The sequence below is a fragment of the Loktanella sp. M215 genome (assembly GCF_021735925.1).
Classification (GTDB): Bacteria; Pseudomonadota; Alphaproteobacteria; order Rhodobacterales; family Rhodobacteraceae; genus Loktanella.
In genome coordinates this window covers 2,731,395-2,751,355 of the sequence record NZ_WMEA01000001.1, presented here as the reverse complement: position 1 = coordinate 2,751,355, position 19,961 = coordinate 2,731,395, and the positions used below count along the sequence as shown (strand labels likewise).

The following is a 19,961-nucleotide window of genomic DNA, read 5'->3' as shown; positions in this document are numbered from 1 at the left end:
TTCGGGGGCGCGGCCTTTTGCTATGCGCCCAAGGCGCGCAGCACGCCCGGCAGCGCCTCCGGCAGATCCTCTGCGATCAGCCCCGGCCCGAAGGCCCGCGCACATTCCACATGCAGCCAGGCCCCCAACTCTGCCGCCTGCATCGGCTCGAATCCCCGCGCCATCAACCCGGTGATGAACCCCGCCAGCACATCCCCCGCTCCCGCCGTCGCCAGCCAGGGTGCAGCCCGGTCATAAACCGCCGCATTGACGCTGCACCGACCCGAGGGCGCCGCGATCACCGTATCCGCCCCCTTGAACAGCACGACGCAGCCCGCGCGCTTGGCGGCCTCGCGCGTCGCATCGACCTTGGAATAGGCGGGGCCGGTCGTCGCGGGCGCATCCAGCCTCTCGGCAATGTCCGGAAACAACCGCGCAAACTCGCCAGCGTGCGGCGTCAGCACGCAATCCGCGTGTAACTGCCCGAACAACGCGGCATCCTTTGAGAGCAACGTCAGTGCATCCGCGTCCAACACGACCTTGCGCCCCGATCCAAGCGCCGCCGTAATCAGCGCCGCCTCCCGCGGCCCAGTGCCCATCCCCGGACCCAGACACAGCGCATTGATCCGCGTGTCTTCCAACACCACGGCCAAGACATCGGCATCCTTCACCTTCCGCAACATCACCGCATTCAGCTGCGCCGCATTCTCGATCAGCGCCGCGGGAGGACACCCCAACGTCACTGCCCCCGCCCCGATCCGCAACGCGCCTCGCGCCGCCATCCGCGCGGCGCCCCCGCGCCCCACACCGCCCGACAAAATAAGGGCGTGGCCAAAGTCGTACTTGTGCCCCTCCGCCTTGCCGAGCGCCTCTGGCGCGCCCAGCCTGCGCACGTCCACCGCAGCCGCATCCGTCACGTGCAGCCCGATGTCGACGCAGACGACTTGCCCGGAGGCCCGCGGCCCCTCCGACAGGACGTGACAGCGCTTCATGGCATGGAATGTCACCGTCAGGTCCGCCGCCAGAACCGGACCCAAGGCGCGCCCGCTGTCGGAACACAGCCCCGTCGGCAGATCAACCGCAACCCGCCGCAGTCCCGCCCCGACACGATCCAGTGGCAGATCGACTTTGCGCCGCAGCCCCGTGCCGAACAGCGCATCGACCACCACATCACCCGCCAGCCGCGCGATAGCCTCTGCGGTCAGCGGCTGGACTGCGCCCAGAGCCGACCACCGCGCGTAATTCGCCCGCGCATCCTGCGGCAATTTCTCCGCATCCCCATACAAAAACACCTCCACCGCCCACCCGGCCTCCCGCAGCAACCGCGCCACGACGAACCCGTCACCACCGTTATTGCCGGGCCCGCACAGCACGACGGCGCGTCGTGGATCCCCTTCTTCTGGTTTCAAATACTTCGGGGGTACGGGGGCTGGCCCCCGTGACGGCGCAAGCTCTGGCCAATGCGCGAAAATCGCGTCCACCACGCCCTGCCCGGCGCGCTCCATCAGCTCCAGCCCGGTCACCGCACCAGAGTCGATCGCGGCCCGCTCGATGGCGCGCATTTGGGCAGCGGTCAGCAATTCGGTCATCGTTTCAGCACCTCTTGTTTTCAAACCGCACAAAATTACAGCAAGTCGCACAATATGGCGGCGCATCGCCTAAATTCCCCCAGTCCGCGCTTGCGCCTTGCACAGGTTGAATTGTTCCTGTCTGTCGAAGATGGTCTCACCGCCACGAGACCACAACAAAGGGGGAGCCGCGCCTGTGAAGAAGATCGAAGCGATCATCAAGCCGTTCAAGCTGGATGAAGTCAAAGAGGCGTTGCAGGACGTCGGCATTCAGGGCCTCTCTGTCGTCGAGGTCAAGGGTTTCGGCCGCCAGAAGGGTCACACGGAACTTTACCGCGGGGCCGAGTACGTCGTCGACTTCCTGCCCAAGGTAAAGCTGGAGATCGTGATTCCCGACGATCAGGTCGATGCCGCGATCGCCGCGATCATCGCCGCCGCCAAGACCGACAAGATCGGCGACGGCAAGATTTTCGTCTCCTCCGTCGAACAGGCGATCCGCATCCGCACCGGCGAAACAGGCGACGACGCGCTCTGACGCCCGCACCATACCAACGATCAAGACCAAAAAGGATCTCAACCCATGAGCACCAAAGATTTTCTCAAGCTGATCAAGGATGAAGAGGCCGACTACGTCGATGTCCGCTTCACCGACGTCAAGGGCAAGCTGCAGCACGTGACCATCGTGGCCGACCTCGTCGACGAAGACTTCGTCGAAGAAGGCTTTATGTTCGACGGCTCCTCCATCGCCGGCTGGAAATCCATCGACCAGTCCGACATGAAGCTGATGCTGGACACCGCCTCCGCCTACGTCGACCCGTTCTACGCGGAAAAGACCGTCTGCGTGCATTGCACCGTGGTCGAGCCCGATACGATGGAACCCTACGACCGTGACCCCCGCGGCACCGCCGAAAAGGCCGAAGCCTACCTCAAGGCGTCCGGCATGGGCGACACGTTCTACTGCGGGCCAGAGGCTGAATTCTTCATCTTCGACGACGTCCGCTACTCCGTCTCGATGAACAAGGTCAGCTTTCAGGTCGACGCCATCGACGGCGCCTGGAACTCCGACACCGACTTCAAGTCCGAAACCGGCGTCGGCAACACCGGCCACCGTCCGGGCATCAAGGGCGGCTACTTCCCCGTCAACCCGATCGACGACGCGCAGGACATGCGTGGCGAGATGCTGTCCACCATGAAGCGCATGGGCATGAAGGTCGACAAGCACCACCACGAAGTCGCCTCCTGCCAGCACGAACTGGGCCTGATCTTCGGCACGCTGACCAAGCAGGCCGACGAGATCCAGAAGTACAAGTACGTCATCCACAACGTGGCACAGGCCTACGGCAAGTCGGCGACATTCATGCCGAAGCCCATGTCCGGCGACAACGGCACCGGGATGCACGTCAACATGTCGATCTGGAAGGACGGCAAGCCGCTCTTTGCCGGCGACAAATATGCCGACCTCAGCCAGGAAGCGCTCTACTTCATCGGCGGCATCCTCAAGCACGCCAAGGCGCTGAACGCGATCACGAACCCGACCACGAACAGCTACAAGCGCCTGATCCCCGGCTTCGAAGCCCCCGTCCTGCGCGCCTTCTCCGCCCGCAACCGCTCGGGCTGCGTCCGTATTCCGTGGTCCGAATCGCCCAAGGCCAAGCGCGTCGAGGCCCGTTTCCCCGATCCCGCGGCGAACCCCTACCTCGCGTTCTCGGCCCTGCTGATGGCCGGCCTTGACGGCATCAAGAACAAGATCGACCCGGGCCCCGCGTCGGACAAGGATCTCTACGACCTGCCGCCGGAAGAACTGGCATCGATCCCGACCGTCTGCGGCAGCCTGCGCGAAGCCCTCGACGAGCTGGAGAAGGACCACGAGTTCTTGCTGGCCGGCGACGTCTTCACCCGCTCGCAGCTGGAAGGCTACATGGCGCTGAAGTGGGAAGAGGTCTACGCCTACGAGCACACGCCGCACCCGATCGAATACAAGATGTACTACAGCTGCTGATCCCGATCCGGATGACCAGTTGCGAAGGGCGCCCCACGGGGCGCCCTTCTGCATTCTTGCCGGCACAGTCTGCAGCACCCAAAGGCCCCGCGCATTTTCATGACTTGGACGAGCACAGGGAAATTAACGCGTCGCGACACATCCTGCCGGATAGACCGACACGACGACTTGGCGCGGCGTCGATGGCGATCTGCGCGGACGGGTCGATGACCGTCGCATCACCGACCAGCAATGATGCGACCTCTGTCTATATGGGCGGATGCAGCGGCACCGGGCAGATGACGCGCTGATCCGGCGCGCCGCGTCCGACACCTTCAGGCGCGGTGATAGACCGACCGCAGGCCATAATCCTTGCGCGGGCCGGTCACCGTCCAGATCGCCTGCCAGCATGGCCAGTCGGTCAGGTCGTGGATCACGCGGTAGGTATCCGCGCCGCACTGGTGAACGGCCTCTGCGGCGCGGCCCAGCGGCCGGAACGCCACGAAATCGCGGCCGTCGACGAAGGTGATGGCGATCCGATGGGGGGCGAAAGTCCAAAGATAGCGGCGCTCTGCCCGTAAGGGGGCCGCGTCGCCGAACCGCAGCAGACCCGCCTCGGCATAGGTGGCATCCCGCGCGCCGACGCCCGTGATCCGGGCCGTCCCCTCGAACACACCTTTGCACCCGGCCAACCGGTCGTCGATCTGTCGCAACAGACGCCAGTCGCCCAGAAAATCCGCCCGGGTCAGCATGGTTTCCGTCACGGCAGCCTCCGCTTCTTTTCATTCCGCTGCCACCCCAGTATGACGCCCCTGACCCCGCTGCCAATCCCGAAAGGCCCGCCCCATGATTCCGCGCTATTCCCGCCCCGAAATGACCGCCATCTGGGACCCCGCCACGAAGTACCGTATCTGGTTCGAGATCGAGGCACACGCCTGCGACGCCATGGCCGACCTTGGCGTGATCCCGCGCGAGAATGCGCAGGCCGTCTGGAAGGCAAAGGACGTGGAGTTCGACGTCGCCCGCATCGACGAGATCGAGGCCGTGACCAAGCATGACGTCATCGCTTTCCTGACCCACCTGTCCGAACACATCGGGTCCGATCAGGCGCGATTCGTGCATCAGGGCATGACGTCATCTGACGTGCTGGACACCACGCTGAACGTGCAACTGGTCCGCGCCTGCGACATCCTGCTGGCCGACATGGACCGCGTGCTGGCGGCCCTGAAATCCCGCGCGCTGGAACACAAGGACACCGTCCGCATCGGCCGCAGCCACGGCATCCACGCCGAACCCACAACGATGGGCCTGACCTTCGCCCGCTTCTACGCCGAAATGGACCGCGGCCGCGCCCGCCTCGTCAACGCCCGGGCCGAGATCGCGACCGGTGCCATCTCGGGGGCCGTCGGCACCTTCGCCAACATCGACCCACGCGTCGAGGAGCACGTCTGCAAGCAACTGGGCCTGACGCCAGAGCCGATCAGCACGCAGGTCATCCCCCGCGACCGGCACGCCATGTTCTTCGCCACGCTGGGTGTCATCGCCAGCAGCATGGAAAACATCGCGACTGAGATTCGCCACATGCAGCGGACCGAAGTGCTGGAGGCCGAAGAGTTCTTCTCGCCCGGCCAGAAGGGCTCCTCCGCCATGCCGCACAAGCGCAACCCGGTGCTGTCGGAAAACCTGACCGGCCTCGCCCGGCTTGTCCGCATGTCCGTCACACCCGCGCTGGAAAACGTGACCCTCTGGCACGAACGCGACATCTCGCATTCCTCGGTCGAACGCGCCATCAGTCCCGACACCACGATCACGCTGGATTTCGCCCTCAACCGCCTCGCCGGTCTGGTCGAAAAACTGGTGATCTATCCCGACAACATGCTGGCCAACATGGACAAGTTTCGCGGCCTCGTGATGTCGCAGCGCGTCCTGCTGGCCCTGACCCAGGCCGGCGTCAGCCGCGAGGACAGCTACCGCCTCGTGCAGCGCAACGCGATGAAGGTCTGGGAAAAGGGCGCCGATTTCAAGACAGAGCTGCTGGCCGACCCCGAGGTGACCGCCGCCCTGACCCCCGCGCAGATCGAGGAAAAGTTCGACATCGGCTATCACACCAAACATGTCGACACGATTTTCGCCCGCGTTTTCGGCACAACCTGACCGGGACACCCTGTCGCACAGAAACCTGTCGGTGATTGACCCAGCGTCATGCTATGCTGACGTCACCTTGAACAATGACAGGAGTTCTCGATGTTGAAGACCACACTTGCGGCCCTGACACTGACCCTGCTGCCGGGCCTGGCACTGGCCCAGGGCTGCAGCCACGCCAAGACGACCGCCATGTCCTGCGCGGACGGTACGCTGCCAGATGCTGAAACCGGGACCTGCGTCCCGGTCACCACAAGCTGACGAAAGGCGGGCAGCCAGCCCGCCTTTTCCGTCTCTTCCCGCATCAGACGGCCGGCGCGTGAATGGGCTGCGGCTGGGCCCTGTGCGTCGCGAGGGGCACCGGCGGAATGATCCGGGTCGTCGGCATCAACAGCACCGCATACCGCCGGCCGTCGTTGTCGTTGGTATAAGGCCCTCCGATTCGCTCTGCCCCGAACCCCAGCTGCCGCAAGGCCCGCATCAGCGCCAGTGGCGACAGGGACATCAGGGACGTCGCCCCCTGATCTGCCGCCACGTCGATCAATCCCTGCACGATCATGGTTAGGCAGGTGCTGCGCGCCGCCTGCGTGCCGACCGTGTCAGCCATGACCAGCCGCGTGCATTCCCACATCTCGCGGCTGACGATGTCGCGGCCCAGCACCGCGGCGGGAATATCGGTCAGCTTGCCCTGCACGGCATCGCGCAGCATGTAGCTGTGGCTGCCCCAAGTCGCCGTCGTGGCCATGGCCCGCGCACCGCCGATCACCTCGCCGTTGCGCAGAACGACCGAATACCAGGCCTTGGGGTTGTCGTATGGGTCCATCTCGACCACGTCATCGTGGGGGATATGCCACCCCGGCGTGTCGACGAAGAATCGCTTCCGAAGCCATAAAAAGTCATAGAAAGCAGTGCCATGGACGTGAAGATCGCGCATGTTGAAGGTCACGTGTTCGATCCCGGATTCTCCTTGAGGACGAATCCAGTTCTATAAAATCACCTTAAAATTGCCTTAGGTACTGTTGACAAACGCGCAACACTGTCAGGTCCACGCCGCCGTGGCACAGGCAACAGACAGCGCCGCGGGCAGAGGCCGCGATCAGATCAGCTGGAATTGCCGCGCAAGAGCCGCAGCCTCGGTGCTGGTCTTGGCATGCAGCTTGGTCTTGGCGTTCTTCAGTCGCTGCTTCACCGCCCCCTCGGTGACACCCAGATCATAGGCGATCTGCTTCAGACGTTTGCCGTCGTTGACCATCGCCAGCGCCTCCAGCTCGGCGCAGGTCAGCGTCTTGGGCGGCAACATCTCGTCGTGACACCGGGTCAGATAGGCCAGCAGCAACTGCGATTCCAGCGTGGTGAACTCGCGATCCGCCCGGCTAAAGCTGGCAAAGGATCGCTGCCCGTCGGCGTTGCCGTCGAACACCGCTGCCACAAGCCCGAATCGCAGGCCGAAGGCCGCAGCCATTCCCAGCACGCCGCGCCGGTCGTCATCGCGCAGGGCCGACCAGGCCACGGTCCCGGTATTCGTATGCGCCCACCGCATGATCGGGTCGAACAGCATCAGGCCATTGCGGGTATAGTGCTCTACCCAGGGGGCAGGCAGGGCATTGATCTCTTTCATTGGAAAAGCGAAGCCGATACGCAGCGCGATGTAATGGCCCGCAGGCGAAACCGTGGCCAGGTCCTGCGGTGTCATGCGTCGCATCATGGTAAGGTCTTCATTTCTGTGACTTGCACTGCGCATCTGTACTTAAGCGCAATACGGAAAATAATCTTCGAAGAAAATCAACTCGTGACCGATATCCACAACATCAGCGAATATATGACAAGGCGCCAGTGATGCCAGACCTTATGCCCTCGATGGCCAGCCTTGACGACGCCGCAGCCCTTGCCCCCGCAGGATACGCGCTCGCGTTCCATATCCGCTACGCCGCGCCGACCTTCCTGCTGCAGGCCTATCCCAAGGCCTGGACGTCGTATTATTCGCTGCATGCCCTCGTGATGTCCGATCCGACCGTGGCCTGGGGGTTCACCCACGAAGGCATGTGCCGCTGGTCCGACCTGACGGACGATCCCGCGCGTGTCATGGAACGCGCCGCCGACCATGACCTGAACTACGGTCTGGTCTGCGCGATCGAAACCAATGACAGCCGCAGCTTCGGCAGTTTTGCCCGCGCCGACCGCGAATTCACCGACGCCGAGGCGCAGACGCTGAACGACGTCCTCAAGGACCTGCACGACGCGACCCGCAACGTGTCCGACCTGTCCCCCGCCAGCATCGACGAGCTGCGGAAAATGTCGGTCAATTACGCCAAGGGCTGACCCGCGTTCACCGTTCCTTGACCAGCAGCGCCCTATGCTCGGGTCATGCTCAATTTTGATCCCATGCCCCCTGTGGCACCCGCCGCCCTGCCCCTGACGCGCAAGCGCAAGGCGGCCCTGATCGTCCAGCTGCTGATCAACGACGGCAACAAGCTGGCGCTGTCGACGATGCCCGACCATGTGCAAGAGGATTTGGCCCGCGAACTGGGCGCGATCCGTCTGGTGGACCGGGACACGGTCAACGCCGTCGCCACCGAATTTGCCGACCTGCTGGATGCCGTCGGCCTCTCTGCCCCCGGCAACGTCGATGCAGCACTCGAAGCACTGGCCGGCCAGATCTCGCCCCACCTCGCCGACAAGTTGCGCGATCAGCTCGACAATCGCCACGGCCGCGATCCCTGGCTCCGCATCCAGAACCTGACAACCGACGACGTGGTCCGCATCCTGTCCAACGAAAGCATCCAGATCGGCGCCGTCCTGCTGTCGAAACTCCCCGTCAGCCGCGCGGCAGAGGTGTTGGGCAAGATCCCCGGCGCGCGGGCACGGCGCATCACCTTTGCGGTGCGCCAGACCTCTGACATCGCGCCCGACGCGGTGCTGCGCATCGGGCAGGCCCTGGTCACCGACTACTGTCGCACCCGGATCACCGCCTTCGACAAGGCCCCGGTCGAACGCGTCGGCGCCATCCTCAATTCCAGCCCGGCGCTGACCCGCGACGATGTTCTGGTGGGATTGGACGAATCCGACGCCGATTTCGCCAAGGATGTGCGCAAGGCGATCTTTACCTTCGAAAACATTCCCGCGCGCGTGCGCCCGATCAACATCCCCAACTGCCTGCGCGTCATCGACCCGACCGACCTCGCGACAGCCATGGCCTACGCCCTCATCTCCGGCGGCGAGCGAGAGGCGGCGGCGACCTACATCATGGACTGCATCTCGCAACGCATGGCCGCCGCGATGAAGGAACAGGCCGCAGAACGCGGCACGGTCAAACCAGTCGATGGAGAGGCCGCGATGAACGCGGTCAGCAGTGCGATCCGGGCATTGGCAGACGAGGGGACGATCACCCTGATCGACCCCGATGCAGAGGAAGACGCCTGAGGCCCGGGCCACGCCCCATCAAAGCGCCTGCTTCACACGCAAGGCTGACGTCTCACACGCAGCGCTCCGTCAAATTGGTTCAAACCTTCGTTCAAGCGAACCGAGAGGCGGGTGCCATCAGTCGCCCGCGCCGCAGCCCCGGCCTGTATCAGGCCAGCGTCTTGGCCTGACCGATCCAGTTTTCGCGCGCGACACGGCCCTTGAACTTCAACTGGCTGTCGATCCAGGCCGCCTCGGCCTCTGACCAACCGGCGATCTGGCTGAAGTGATAGATCCCCAGATCGTTCAGAAGACCTGCGATCTTGGGCCCGATCCCGTTGATCTTCTTCAGGTCATCCGCAGCACCACCGCGCGGTGCCTCCAGCCTGTCCGGCGCGCTCCCGTCGGCCGCCGGCTCCTCACCGGTCCGCAGACCCGGCGTGCGGGTGCCGCTTTCGGCGGTCGCATCGGTCTTTGCCTCCGGCGCCACTTTGCCCTCGTCGGGCTTGCCAGCGCGGGTGACACCCGCGGCCTCACCCTCTGCTTCGGCCACACCGTCAGAGGAATCGCCGCGGTCGCGCGGCGCTGCAGCGTCACCGGCCACACGACCACCCTGCTGGCCGTCGGGGCCTTCGGGTGCCATCTTGTCGTCACGCGCCGCAGTGTCCGGATCGGGATCGGCCCGCTTGGCGTCGTTCCACGGCGTCAGCAGCGGTACTTCGGTCCCGTCGATCCGCTTGATCGTATCGCCGATATCGACGGCCAGCTGCGCGCTCGCGTTATACTGCTGCCTGCCGCTCTCATGGTCCTTCAGGGTCGTCAGACCGGCCAGCGGCTCTGCCGCATAGCGCCCGTTCTGCGGCCCCGGCACCGGCACACGGCCCGCCGCCATCTCGTCGATGATCTCGCCCAGCTTTGCGGCGGTCAGATCCTCGTAATAATCCTTGCCGATCTGCGCCATCGGCGCATTGGCACAGGACCCGAGGCATTCGACCTCTTCCCACGAAAACTTGCCGTCACCGGACAGCTGATGCGCCTTGGGTGCAATCTTATCCTTGCAGACGCCGATCAGATCCTCTGCCCCGCAGATCATGCAGGACAGCGTCCCGCAAACCTGAATATGAGCAACAGATCCAACCGGTTGCAGCTGGAACATGAAGTAGAATGTCGCGACTTCCAGCACACGGATATATTCCATGTCCAGCATCCGGGCGACATGTTCGATCGCCGGCCGGGTCAGCCAGCCGTGCTGTTCCTGCGCGCGCCACAACAGCGGGATCACGGCAGAGGCCTGACGCCCCTCCGGAAACTTCGTGATCTGCCCCTTGGCCCAGGCCAGGTTGTCCGGCGTGAATTCAAAGCTTTCGGGCTGATCGTGGTAAAGGCGTCGCAGCATGGTCTTGGGTCTTCCGGTCTGTTCGTGCGCCAGATGGCGTCAGGGATTTCAGATGCAGCGGTCGCTCAGCACGCGGATCGACGACGCGCTCGACGTCTCGACCCGGCCCTCGGCCTGCAACTGCTGGATCAGCGGCCCCATCTCGGCCTTGCTGATCGTGGCCTGCGTCAGGACGGCACCCGCGTTGTCCGGCGTCAGCGCGCAGTTGTTCGCCTCGATCGCACCGACAAGACGTTCCTTGGCGGTCAGCAGCACCGGCTGCGGCGTCGGCGTCGGCATCGGGTCCGCGGGCAGATTATTGCCCAACCGGCTGATGCCGGCCCCGTTTCCGGCAGGGGCACAGGCGGCCAGCGTCAGCGCTGCGGTCACGGTCAGAATGCGTGCGATCATCGGTCGATTTCCCCGAAAACGACGTCCATGGTGCCGATAATGGCAGCCACATCGGCCAGTTGGTGCCCAGAGGCGATATAGTCCATGGCCTGCAAATGCAGATACCCCGGCGCGCGCAGCTTGGCGCGGTATGGCTTATTGGTGCCGTCGGCGACCAGATAGACGCCGAACTCGCCCTTCGGCGCCTCGACCGCGGCATAGACCTCGCCCGCGGGCACGTGGAACCCTTCGGTATACAGCTTGAAGTGGTGGATCAGGCTTTCCATGTCGGTCTTCATCGCGTGGCGCGTCGGCGGAGTCATCTTGCCTCGCGCCATGATGTCACCCTTTTCCACCCGCAGCTTGGCGCAAGCCTGCCGCATGATGTGGACAGACTGACGCATCTCTTCCATGCGGACAAGGTAGCGGTCGTAGCAGTCGCCGTTCTTACCCACCGGGATTTGGAATTCGAATTCGTCATAGCACTCATAGGGTTGCGCCCGGCGCAAATCCCACGCCAGCCCGGATCCCCGGACCATGACGCCCGAAAAGCCCCAGTCCTGAATGTCCTGTTCGGTCACGATGCCGATGTCGGCGTTCCGCTGCTTGAAGATCCGGTTCTCCGTCAGCAGCCCGTCGATATCCTTCAGCACCTCAAGGAACGGATCGCACCAGGCGTCGATATCCTCGACCAACTGGTCGGGCAGGTCCTGATGCACACCGCCGGGCCGGAAATAAGCCGCGTGCAGACGCGCACCGCACGCCCGCTCGTAGAAGACCATCAGCTTCTCGCGCTCTTCAAAGCCCCACAGCGGCGGGGTCAGCGCGCCCACGTCCATCGCCTGCGTCGTCACGTTCAGCAGGTGCGACAGGATGCGCCCGATCTCGGAATAGAGCACGCGGATCAGCTGTGCGCGGCGAGGTACTTCCGTCTTGGTCAGCCGCTCGATCGCCAGACACCAGGCGTGTTCCTGGTTCATCGGAGAGACATAATCCAGCCGGTCGAAATACGGCAGGTTCTGCAGGTACGTCCGGCTTTCCATCAGCTTTTCGGTGCCGCGGTGCAGCAACCCGATATGCGGGTCGCAACGCTCCACGATCTCGCCGTCCAGCTCCAGCACCAGACGCAGAACGCCGTGCGCCGCAGGGTGTTGCGGTCCGAAGTTGATGTTGAAATTGCGGATCTTCTGCTCGCCGGTGCGCGCATCGACGGACCCGTCGTCATAGGTATTGATGCGGATATCGCCGTCCATCATTTCGCGGCCTCCTTGGCCTTGTCGTCGCCGGGCAGGATGTATTCTGCCCCTTCCCAAGGGCTCATGAAATCGAACTGCCGATATTCCTGCACCAGGCTCACGGGTTCATAGACGACGCGCTTCTGCACTTCGTCATAGCGCACCTCGGTATAGCCGGTCGTCGGGAAATCCTTCCGCAGCGGATGCCCGCGGAACCCGTAGTCGGTCAGCAGACGGCGCAGGTCCGGGTGACCCGAAAACAGGATGCCGAACATGTCGAAGATCTCGCGCTCGAACCAGTTGGCGCTGGGATGCACGGTGATGATCGACGGCACCATATCCTCTTCGCGCACATCGACCTTCAGCCGGATACGCTGGTTCTGGTACATCGACAGAAAGTGATAGACGACCTCGAACCGCTTGGGCCGCTGCGGATGATCGACGGCGGTGATATCCACCAGCGACGAAAACCGGCAGGCCGGATCGTGGCGCAGGAAATCGACAAATCCAACGATCTGCGACAGCGCCACGGTGACGGTCAGCTCGCCATGCGCGACCTCCCACCCCAGCACGCAATCATGCCGCTTCAGTTCCAGATGCTGGCCGAGTTCGTTCAAAGCGTCGGACATAAGGCCCCCCTAGCGGACGATTGTGCCGGTGCGGCGGATCTTGCGCTGCAACTGCAGGATGCCATACAGCAGCGCCTCTGCCGTCGGCGGGCAGCCGGGGACATAGACGTCGACCGGCACGATGCGGTCACAGCCGCGCACCACGGAATAGCTGTAGTGATAATAACCGCCGCCATTCGCGCAGGACCCCATCGAGATTACGTAGCGCGGCTCCGGCATCTGGTCGTAAACCTTGCGCAGCGCGGGCGCCATCTTGTTGGTCAAGGTGCCTGCCACGATCATCAGGTCCGACTGGCGCGGCGACGCGCGCGGTGCGGTCCCGAAACGTTCCAGGTCATAGCGCGGCATCGAGGTGTGCATCATCTCGACCGCACAGCAGGCCAGACCGAAGGTCATCCAGTGCAGCGATCCCGTGCGGGCCCAGTTCACGATGTCGGCGGTGGACGTCACAAGGAACCCCTTGTCCGTCAACTCGCGGTTCAGCGCCTGCGTCGCGACCTCGCGGTCGGGACCGACTTGCGTGCCCGTCATCACTCCCATTCGAGGGCTCCCTTCTTCCACTCATAAGCAAAGCCCGCGGTCAGCACGCCCAGAAACACCATCATCGACCAGAACCCGGTCATCGAGATGTCCTTGAACGCCACGGCCCAGGGAAACAGGAACGCCACCTCGAGGTCGAAGATGATGAACAGGATCGACACGAGGTAGAACCGCACATCGAACTTCATCCGGGCGTCGTCGAAGGCGTTGAACCCGCATTCGTAGGCCGACACCTTCTCCGGGTCCGGATTGCGCACCGCGATCAGCGCGGCCGCCAGAATCAGGATCAGGCCCAGCGCGATGGCCAGCCCCAGAAAGATCATGATCGGCAGGTATTCGTTCAGCATCGATTCCAAGGGGGTGATCCTTTTCCCGGTGCACCCGCGACAGTCGGGCAGGTGCGGCTGCGGTCACACTTAAACCTGGCATCCGGCAGGGTCAACCGACGCAGGCCCGCCCTGCCTCGCTTTGTCGCGTGCCCACCTGCGGCCTTCTTCTGGTCAGAAATACTTCGGGGGAGCCGCAGCGCGGCGGGGGCAGCGCCCCCTCCACAGACACCCCGACGCGCCCCGCCCTCAGTCCACCACCGCCAGCGTCACCAGCGCCACGCCGGCCTTCACCTGATCGCCCTGCGCCACGGCGACCTCCGCCACGACCCCGTCGCGCGGCGCGCGCAACACGTGTTCCATCTTCATGGCCTCCAGCACGACCATCCGGTCGCCGGCCGTCACCGTCTGCCCGACCGCGACCGCCACCTGCGCCACCAGCCCCGGCATCGGCGCCAGCACAGCGTCGCCGCCACCCTCGGCCCCGCCGCGCGCCAGCGCATCGGGGATCGCAAAACGCAGCGGGTCCGGCCCGAACACCGTCACCGCCGCCCCGTGGCGCAGCACCTGCGGCATCCGCGCGCCATCTGCCCGCCAGCCGCCCGCATCGCGGCGCAGTGCCACCGTCACATCCCCGACGGCCACATCCCAGCCGCCGGGCCGCGCCATCATATCCACGGCGACCGCCGTCTCGCCCTCCATCAGGGCAACCCGCTGCCTCTGGGGCGCCCACAAGGCAAAGCCCTGCCATGGCATATCTTCCGCAATGCCCGCCGCCACCAGCGCCGCAAGCGCCGTCCGCGCGGGGTCCGCCACGGCAGGCGTCGCCAATCCCGCCTGACGCCCGATCAGCCCGGTATCCATCCGCCCGGCTTGGAAATCAGGCTCCGCCACCAGCCGCTGCAGGAACCCCAGGTTCGTCACCGTCCCCGCGACCTGCGTCTCGGCCAGCACGCGGCCCATCGCCGCCAGTGCCCCGGCCCGGTCGGCGCCATGCACCGTGACCTTGGCGATCATCGGATCGTACCAGGGCGAGATCTCGCTCCCCGTCTCCACCCCGCTGTCGATCCGCGCACCTTGCGGAAACGCCAGATGCGCAAGCGTCCCCGTCGCAGGCAGAAACCCCGCCGGCACGTCCTCCGCATAAAGCCGCGCCTCGATGGCATGGCCCCGGATCGCCAACTGGTCCTGTCGCAGCGGCAAGGGTTCACCGAAGGCCACCCGCAACTGCCATTCCACCAGATCGACGCCCGTGATCGCCTCGGTGACAGGGTGTTCGACCTGCAACCGGGTGTTCATTTCCATGAACCAGAATCCGTCCACCCGCAGGCCGTCCGACGCGTCCACGATGAACTCGATCGTGCCCGCCCCGGCATAGCCGATGGCCCGCGCCGCCCGCACCGCCGCATCGCCCATCGCCTCGCGCACTGCGGCGGTCATGCCGGGTGCCGGTGCCTCCTCGATCACCTTCTGGTGCCGGCGCTGCAGCGAACAGTCCCGCTCGAACAGATGCACCGCATCCGTGCCGTCGCCAAAGACCTGCACCTCGATATGCCGGGGCCGCTGCACATATTTCTCGATCAGCACGTCGGCGTTGCCAAAGGCTGTCCGCGCCTCGGCCTTGGCCGACTCCAGCGCCTCGGCAAAACCCTGCGGGGCCTCGACCAGCCGCATCCCCTTGCCGCCGCCACCCGCCACCGCCTTGATCAGCACCGGATAGCCGATCTTGCCCGCCTCCTCTGCCAGCACCTTCGGCGACTGGTCGGCCCCCAGATAGCCCGGCACCACCGGCACGCCCGCATCTGCCATCAGCGCCTTGGCCGCGTCCTTCAGCCCCATCGCGCGGATCGCCTGCGCCGAGGGTCCGATGAACACCAGCCCCGCCGCCGTCACCGCATCCACGAAATCCGGGTTCTCCGACAGAAAGCCGTAGCCCGGATGGATCGCCGCACACCCCGTCTCCAGCGCCGCCGCGATGATCAGATCGCCGCGCAAGTAGCTCTCGGCCACCGGCGCCGGTCCCAGCCGCACGGCTTGGTCCGCCATCCGCACATGCAACGCATCGGCGTCCGCGTCGGAATAGACGGCCACCGTGCCAACCCCCATCGCGCGACAGGTTCGCATGATCCGGCAGGCAATCTCGCCCCGGTTCGCAATCAGCACCCGGTCAAACATGGCAGCACACCGCCCGCCGGACGCTGCGGTGGTGGGCGGGGGTGGGCGGGTGGGACGCCCGCCACCGCAGCGGCCTACATGCGAAAGACGCCAAAGCGTGTCTCCTCGATCGGGGTATTGCAGGATGCGGCAAGGCTCAGCGCCAGCACCGCGCGGCTCTGCCGCGGGTCGATCACGCCGTCGTCCCACAGCCGGGCAGAGGCATAAAGCGGGTCGGACTGTTCCGCGAACTGGTCCAGAATAGGCTGCTTGAAGGCTGTCTCTTCCTCTTCGGCCCAAGCGATCCCCCGCCGCTCCAGCCCGTCGCGCCGGACCGTGGCCAGCACGCCCGCCGCCTGCTCGCCGCCCATGACGGCGGTCCGCGACGTGGGCCACGTCCACATGAAGTCCGGACTGTAAGCCCTTCCCGCCATGCCATAATTTCCGGCGCCATAACTGCCGCCCACGACCATCGTGATCTTGGGCACCTTTGTCGTCGCCACCGCCGTCACCATCTTGGCTCCGTGCCGCGCGATGCCCTCGTTCTCGTATTCCCGGCCCACCATGAACCCGGTGATGTTCTGCAGAAATACCAGCGGAATCCGTCGTTGCGAACACAGCTCCACGAAATGCGCACCCTTCTGGGCAGCTTGGCTAAACAGCACGCCATTGTTGGCCACGATCCCGCAGGGCCAGCCGTCGATATGGGCAAAGCCCGTCACCAGCGTATCCCCGAACCGCGCCTTGAACTCATCGAACCGCGACCCATCCACGATCCGCCGGATCACCTCCCGGATATCATAGGGCGTGCGCAGGTCCGCGGGCACCACATCGAACAGCGTCTCGGGATCAATGGCCGGAGGTTCGCTCTCCATCCGCTTGATATCGCTCATTTCCCGCTGAGAGACGCTCGCCACCGCCTGCCGCGCCAGCGCCAGCGCATGGGCGTCATCCTCGGCCAGATAATCCGCCACACCCGACAGCCGCGTATGCACATCGCCGCCACCCAGATCCTCGGCCGTCACGACCTCTCCGGTCGCGGCCTTCACCAGCGGCGGCCCGGCCAGAAAGATCGTCCCCTGATCCCGCACGATGATGCTCACGTCCGCCATCGCCGGCACATAGGCCCCGCCGGCCGTGCAGGACCCCATCACCACCGCGATCTGCGCGATCCCCGCCGCCGACATGTTCGCCTGATTGTAAAAGATGCGGCCAAAGTGATCGCGGTCCGGAAAGACCTCGTCCTGATTGGGCAGGTTCGCACCGCCGCTGTCCACGAGGTAGACGCAAGGCAGCCGGCACCGCGCCGCAATCTCCTGCGCGCGCAGGTGTTTCTTGACGCTGACCGGGTAATAGGTGCCGCCCTTCACGGTGGCATCGTTGCACACCACCATGACCTGCACCCCGCAGACGCGCCCGATCCCGGCAATGACGCCTGCACCGGGGGCCGCACCGTCGTACATCCCGTGCCCTGCGGTGACACCAATCTCCAGCCAGGGCGAGCCTGCATCCAGCAGGTTCGCCACCCTCTCGCGCGGCAGCATCTTGCCACGACCGGTGTGCCGCGCCCGGGCAGTCTCTCCGCCGCCCGCCATCGCCAGTGCTGCCGCCTCGGCCACGCGGCCCAGCGCCGCCAGATGCGCGTCCCGCGTCATTGCAGCCCGTCCAGTCCATCGTGCAACAGGAAAGTCTGCGCTGCCGTCACCTCTGTCAGACACTGCAGTGTGGCCGGACCACCACCGGTGCCGCCGCCCCACTTCGCACGCTCGAAATCGCAGCGCGCATCGCGATAGGTGATCCAGGCCCGCTGCATCGCCTTCAACGCCGGCACCTGCGCGGGCGTGTGCCACCCGCCGACCTGCGCCTCTGCATCGCTTGCCTTGTAAACATCCATCAGCGCGCCGTAAGCAGCATTCAACGCCCCATCCCAATACTGCAATTCCCGGTCCAGACAGCCGCCCATGCCCACCGTCGTCTCGCCCCCCGGCGTGTCGGTCATGCAGGCATTGGCCGATGCGCCGACACACCCCGCGCGGTCCCCAGGCACTGCCTCCGCCAGGCAGGCCTGCGTCGCATCATCCGCATAGACCAGGTCCTGTGCCTGCGCCGCACCCGTCAAAAAGCACGTCATTGCAATCATCTGCACCGCAATCTTCATGTCACATTCCCTCACGCCTGCGGCCCCGCCGCCTCGAAAACCTCGCCCCGGTCGCCCATGACGTAGGAAAAGCTGCGCCCGTCCGCGTGATGACACACCACGATCATCCGCGCCTGCGGATGCGCCGTCGCCGCACAATCGGTGCGCACCGCACCCTCCCCGGCCTCGGCCAGATACCGCGCCGCCGCCCGCTCGATGATCTCCGTATCGCCCAGCGGCTGCCCCATGCGCAGCCCGAGATATCCCGTCAGCACGATCAGTGCCGCCAGCGGCAGAAACAGCAGGCGCCGCGTCATGACGTCCACCGGCGCGCCTGCGCCATCTGGCCCGCAACCTGCAGCATGGCAATGCGCGACGCCGTCGCGAAGCCGGCGCAAAGCACCTCTGACGACGCCTGACCTGCGGCAAATCTATCGAAACGGCCACCGCAGGTGCCGCCGGCCTCGGCCATCCGCGCAAAGGACCGGGCAACGATACCGCGCAACCGCTCCGGCAGGGCATCAAAGCCCGTCATCGCATCCGTCTCGGCCTGTGTCAGACGGGCCAGCGCCTGATCGGTGCATGACCCGTCCGTCGGCGTCATCCCAAAGGTAAAGCAATCCGACATTGCGTCCCGCGTCAGGCACGTGGTGGCGGTGGCAAACACCGTGATGATCTGCGCATCCGTCGCATCCGCCGCCGTGACACCGGCAGCGGGCAAGGCGCGATCAATGGTCTGCGTCACGCAATCCTGCGACACCGTCACCGCCAGCGGCATCGTGACTGTGCGGTCCCGCAGCACCAGCCAGGCCACCATGGCGACCAGCGCAAGCAGCGGCAGGATCACGGACACCGCCTTCACCCCATCGCCGCCATCAGCTCGCGCCCCACCAGCATCCGCCGGATCTCGGACGTGCCCGCCCCGATCTCCATCAGCTTGGCGTCGCGGAACAGGCGAGCCACCGGCGCGTCGGCCATGAAGCCCGCACCCCCCATCGCCTGCACCGCCTGATGCGCCTGCTTCATCGCCTCTTCGCTGGCATAAAGACAGCACGCCGCCGCATCCTGACGCGTCACCGTCCCCCGGTCGCAGGCGCGCGCCACTTCATAGACATAGGCCCGGGCCGAGTTCATCGCCGTGTACATGTCGGCAATCTTGCCCTGCATCAGCTGGAACGACCCGATGGGCTGCCCGAATTGTTTCCGCTGCGCCAGATACGGCATCACCTCGTCCAGACAGGCCGCCATGATCCCCAGCCCGATCCCCGCCAGCACGACCCGCTCGTAATCAAGGCCGGACATCAGCACCCGTACGCCGCGCCCCTCCTCGCCCAGCACGTTCTCGAAAGGCACCTCGACATCGTCGAACACCAGCTCCGCCGTGTTCGACCCGCGCATCCCCAGCTTGTCGAAATGGACGCTCGTGCTGAACCCTGTCATCTCGCGCTCGATCAGGAACGCCGTGATCCCCTTGGACCCGGCCGCCTTGTCGGTCTTCGCATAGACCACCAGCGTATCCGCATCGGGCCCGTTGGTGATCCAGTATTTCGTCCCCGACAGGCGGTAATGATCGTTACGCTTCTCGGCCGACAGCGACATGGACACGACGTCAGATCCCGCCCCCGCCTCGCTCATCGCCAGCGCACCGACATGTTCGCCGCTGACCAGCCGCGGCAGATACTTCGCCTTCTGCGCCTCGGTCCCGTTCAGCTTGATCTGGTTCACGCAGAGGTTCGAATGCGCGCCGTAAGACAACGACACCGAGGCACTCGCCCGCGCGATCTCCTCCACCGCGACCGTATGCGCAAGATAGCTCATCCCCGCACCGCCGTAAGCCTCCGGCACCGTCACCCCCAGCAATCCCAGATCACCCAGCTCGCGCCACAGGGCGGGCGGAAAGGCATTGTCCCGGTCGATCGCCGCAGCCATCGGCCGCAGCCGGTCCTGCGCCCAGCCATGCACCATATCGCGCAACGCATTCACGTCATCGCCCAGATCAAAGGTCATGGAGGCATGGAACATCGCGCCGCATCCTTTATTGAACACTTGTTCAATTCCTAAGTCAGGGGCGCCCCAGCGGTCAAGCCTCTTGCATCCCCCCGCCCCCAG

The 19,961-nt window shown here is 65.1% G+C and carries 22 protein-coding genes; 6 read left to right on the top strand and 16 right to left on the bottom strand.

The window, feature by feature from the left end:
* Nucleotides 1-20: 20 nt before the first annotated feature.
* Nucleotides 21-1,568 carry an NAD(P)H-hydrate dehydratase gene (locus tag GLR48_RS13470; RefSeq protein WP_237062202.1) on the bottom strand — a complete coding sequence of 516 codons (1,548 nt, stop codon included), beginning with the start codon at nt 1,566-1,568 and terminating at the stop codon, nt 21-23.
* Between the two features lie 175 nt (nt 1,569-1,743).
* On the opposite strand from GLR48_RS13470, the gene GLR48_RS13465 reads away from it, so the two are divergent.
* Nucleotides 1,744-2,082: a P-II family nitrogen regulator gene (locus GLR48_RS13465; RefSeq protein WP_237062200.1), complete on the top strand. Its 339-nt coding sequence runs from the start codon at nt 1,744-1,746 to the stop codon at nt 2,080-2,082.
* Nucleotides 2,083-2,127: 45 nt separating this feature from the next.
* Entirely contained in the window at nt 2,128-3,546 is a 1,419-nt protein-coding gene (gene glnA / locus GLR48_RS13460) for a type I glutamate--ammonia ligase (protein WP_237062199.1), read from the top strand.
* Nucleotides 3,547-3,860: 314 nt separating this feature from the next.
* Here glnA and GLR48_RS13455 read toward each other — a convergent pair whose 3' ends face one another.
* A complete protein-coding gene (locus tag GLR48_RS13455; protein WP_237062198.1) occupies nt 3,861-4,289 on the bottom strand; it encodes a DUF6314 family protein in 429 nt (142 codons plus the stop codon).
* Nucleotides 4,290-4,371: 82 nt separating this feature from the next.
* Between GLR48_RS13455 and purB the strand changes: the two genes are divergently transcribed.
* Nucleotides 4,372-5,679 carry an adenylosuccinate lyase gene (gene purB / locus GLR48_RS13450; protein ID WP_237062197.1) on the top strand — a complete coding sequence of 436 codons (1,308 nt, stop codon included), beginning with the start codon at nt 4,372-4,374 and terminating at the stop codon, nt 5,677-5,679.
* Nucleotides 5,680-5,769: 90 nt separating this feature from the next.
* The gene (locus tag GLR48_RS13445; protein WP_237062196.1) at nt 5,770-5,928 is read left to right on the top strand and encodes a hypothetical protein; all 159 of its coding nucleotides are present in this window, start codon (nt 5,770-5,772) and stop codon (nt 5,926-5,928) included.
* Between the two features lie 43 nt (nt 5,929-5,971).
* On the opposite strand, the gene GLR48_RS13440 is transcribed toward GLR48_RS13445, so the two are convergent.
* Together GLR48_RS13440 and GLR48_RS13435 are read right to left on the bottom strand one after the other, a co-directional pair.
* A complete protein-coding gene (locus GLR48_RS13440) occupies nt 5,972-6,601 on the bottom strand; it encodes an acyl-homoserine-lactone synthase (protein ID WP_237062195.1) in 630 nt (209 codons plus the stop codon).
* 162 nt (nt 6,602-6,763) lie between these two features.
* Nucleotides 6,764-7,372 carry a helix-turn-helix transcriptional regulator gene (locus GLR48_RS13435; RefSeq protein ID WP_237062194.1) on the bottom strand — a complete coding sequence of 203 codons (609 nt, stop codon included), beginning with the start codon at nt 7,370-7,372 and terminating at the stop codon, nt 6,764-6,766.
* A 131-nt stretch (nt 7,373-7,503) separates the two neighbouring features.
* On the opposite strand from GLR48_RS13435, the gene GLR48_RS13430 reads away from it, so the two are divergent.
* Nucleotides 7,504-7,986 (top strand): autoinducer binding domain-containing protein, encoded by a 483-nt coding sequence (locus GLR48_RS13430; RefSeq protein ID WP_237062193.1) that lies wholly within the window; start codon nt 7,504-7,506, stop codon nt 7,984-7,986.
* 45 nt (nt 7,987-8,031) lie between these two features.
* Entirely contained in the window at nt 8,032-9,087 is a 1,056-nt protein-coding gene (locus GLR48_RS13425) for a FliG C-terminal domain-containing protein (protein ID WP_237062192.1), read from the top strand.
* A 148-nt stretch (nt 9,088-9,235) separates the two neighbouring features.
* On the opposite strand, the gene GLR48_RS13420 is transcribed toward GLR48_RS13425, so the two are convergent.
* The 12 genes from GLR48_RS13420 to GLR48_RS13365 form a co-directional block, all read right to left on the bottom strand.
* Nucleotides 9,236-10,462 (bottom strand): NADH-quinone oxidoreductase subunit E, encoded by a 1,227-nt coding sequence (locus GLR48_RS13420; protein ID WP_237062191.1) that lies wholly within the window; start codon nt 10,460-10,462, stop codon nt 9,236-9,238.
* 48 nt (nt 10,463-10,510) lie between these two features.
* A complete protein-coding gene (locus tag GLR48_RS13415; protein ID WP_237062190.1) occupies nt 10,511-10,852 on the bottom strand; it encodes a hypothetical protein in 342 nt (113 codons plus the stop codon).
* Nucleotides 10,849-12,087, bottom strand: a complete 1,239-nt coding sequence (locus GLR48_RS13410) for an NADH-quinone oxidoreductase subunit D (protein ID WP_237062189.1) — start codon at nt 12,085-12,087, stop codon at nt 10,849-10,851. The genes GLR48_RS13415 and GLR48_RS13410 overlap by 4 nt, the downstream gene beginning before the upstream one ends.
* Complete coding sequence (locus tag GLR48_RS13405; RefSeq protein WP_237062188.1) at nt 12,084-12,695, bottom strand: NADH-quinone oxidoreductase subunit C; 612 nt, start codon at nt 12,693-12,695, stop codon at nt 12,084-12,086. Before GLR48_RS13405 ends, GLR48_RS13410 begins: the two co-directional genes overlap by 4 nt.
* A gap of 9 nt (nt 12,696-12,704) precedes the next feature.
* A complete protein-coding gene (locus GLR48_RS13400; protein WP_237064550.1) occupies nt 12,705-13,226 on the bottom strand; it encodes a NuoB/complex I 20 kDa subunit family protein in 522 nt (173 codons plus the stop codon).
* Complete coding sequence (locus tag GLR48_RS13395) at nt 13,226-13,591, bottom strand: NADH-quinone oxidoreductase subunit A (RefSeq protein WP_237062187.1); 366 nt, start codon at nt 13,589-13,591, stop codon at nt 13,226-13,228. Before GLR48_RS13395 ends, GLR48_RS13400 begins: the two co-directional genes overlap by 1 nt.
* Nucleotides 13,592-13,810: 219 nt before the next feature.
* Nucleotides 13,811-15,736 (bottom strand): acetyl/propionyl/methylcrotonyl-CoA carboxylase subunit alpha, encoded by a 1,926-nt coding sequence (locus GLR48_RS13390; protein ID WP_237062186.1) that lies wholly within the window; start codon nt 15,734-15,736, stop codon nt 13,811-13,813.
* A 74-nt stretch (nt 15,737-15,810) separates the two neighbouring features.
* Entirely contained in the window at nt 15,811-17,370 is a 1,560-nt protein-coding gene (locus GLR48_RS13385; RefSeq protein WP_272911409.1) for a carboxyl transferase domain-containing protein, read from the bottom strand.
* Nucleotides 17,367-17,873 (bottom strand): lysozyme inhibitor LprI family protein, encoded by a 507-nt coding sequence (locus tag GLR48_RS13380; RefSeq protein ID WP_237062185.1) that lies wholly within the window; start codon nt 17,871-17,873, stop codon nt 17,367-17,369. Before GLR48_RS13380 ends, GLR48_RS13385 begins: the two co-directional genes overlap by 4 nt.
* Before the next feature lie 11 nt (nt 17,874-17,884).
* Nucleotides 17,885-18,169: a hypothetical protein gene (locus GLR48_RS13375; protein ID WP_237062184.1), complete on the bottom strand. Its 285-nt coding sequence runs from the start codon at nt 18,167-18,169 to the stop codon at nt 17,885-17,887.
* Nucleotides 18,166-18,699, bottom strand: a complete 534-nt coding sequence (locus GLR48_RS13370; protein ID WP_237062183.1) for a hypothetical protein — start codon at nt 18,697-18,699, stop codon at nt 18,166-18,168. The genes GLR48_RS13375 and GLR48_RS13370 overlap by 4 nt, the downstream gene beginning before the upstream one ends.
* An 11-nt stretch (nt 18,700-18,710) precedes the next feature.
* Nucleotides 18,711-19,874 (bottom strand): isovaleryl-CoA dehydrogenase, encoded by a 1,164-nt coding sequence (locus tag GLR48_RS13365; protein WP_237062182.1) that lies wholly within the window; start codon nt 19,872-19,874, stop codon nt 18,711-18,713.
* Nucleotides 19,875-19,961 lie beyond the last annotated feature (87 nt).

Excerpts from the sequence above, each read along its gene's own strand:
- GLR48_RS13390 (WP_237062186.1), bottom strand. The coding sequence starts at position 15,736 with ATGTTTGACCGGGTGCTGATTGCGAACCGGGGCGAGATTGCCTGCCGG.
- GLR48_RS13405 (WP_237062188.1), bottom strand. The coding sequence starts at position 12,695 with ATGTCCGACGCTTTGAACGAACTCGGCCAGCATCTGGAACTGAAGCGG.
- glnA (WP_237062199.1), top strand. The coding sequence starts at position 2,128 with ATGAGCACCAAAGATTTTCTCAAGCTGATCAAGGATGAAGAGGCCGAC.
- GLR48_RS13385 (WP_272911409.1), bottom strand. The coding sequence starts at position 17,370 with ATGACGCGGGACGCGCATCTGGCGGCGCTGGGCCGCGTGGCCGAGGCG.
- GLR48_RS13430 (WP_237062193.1), top strand. The coding sequence starts at position 7,504 with ATGCCAGACCTTATGCCCTCGATGGCCAGCCTTGACGACGCCGCAGCC.
- GLR48_RS13435 (WP_237062194.1), bottom strand. The coding sequence starts at position 7,372 with ATGATGCGACGCATGACACCGCAGGACCTGGCCACGGTTTCGCCTGCG.
- purB (WP_237062197.1), top strand. The coding sequence starts at position 4,372 with ATGATTCCGCGCTATTCCCGCCCCGAAATGACCGCCATCTGGGACCCC.
- GLR48_RS13440 (WP_237062195.1), bottom strand. The coding sequence starts at position 6,601 with ATGCGCGATCTTCACGTCCATGGCACTGCTTTCTATGACTTTTTATGG.
- GLR48_RS13400 (WP_237064550.1), bottom strand. The coding sequence starts at position 13,226 with ATGACGGGCACGCAAGTCGGTCCCGACCGCGAGGTCGCGACGCAGGCG.
- GLR48_RS13420 (WP_237062191.1), bottom strand. The coding sequence starts at position 10,462 with ATGCTGCGACGCCTTTACCACGATCAGCCCGAAAGCTTTGAATTCACG.
- GLR48_RS13415 (WP_237062190.1), bottom strand. The coding sequence starts at position 10,852 with ATGATCGCACGCATTCTGACCGTGACCGCAGCGCTGACGCTGGCCGCC.
- GLR48_RS13410 (WP_237062189.1), bottom strand. The coding sequence starts at position 12,087 with ATGATGGACGGCGATATCCGCATCAATACCTATGACGACGGGTCCGTC.
- GLR48_RS13380 (WP_237062185.1), bottom strand. The coding sequence starts at position 17,873 with ATGAAGATTGCGGTGCAGATGATTGCAATGACGTGCTTTTTGACGGGT.
- GLR48_RS13365 (WP_237062182.1), bottom strand. The coding sequence starts at position 19,874 with ATGTTCCATGCCTCCATGACCTTTGATCTGGGCGATGACGTGAATGCG.
- GLR48_RS13445 (WP_237062196.1), top strand. The coding sequence starts at position 5,770 with ATGTTGAAGACCACACTTGCGGCCCTGACACTGACCCTGCTGCCGGGC.
- GLR48_RS13470 (WP_237062202.1), bottom strand. The coding sequence starts at position 1,568 with ATGACCGAATTGCTGACCGCTGCCCAAATGCGCGCCATCGAGCGGGCC.
- GLR48_RS13375 (WP_237062184.1), bottom strand. The coding sequence starts at position 18,169 with ATGACGCGGCGCCTGCTGTTTCTGCCGCTGGCGGCACTGATCGTGCTG.
- GLR48_RS13425 (WP_237062192.1), top strand. The coding sequence starts at position 8,032 with ATGCTCAATTTTGATCCCATGCCCCCTGTGGCACCCGCCGCCCTGCCC.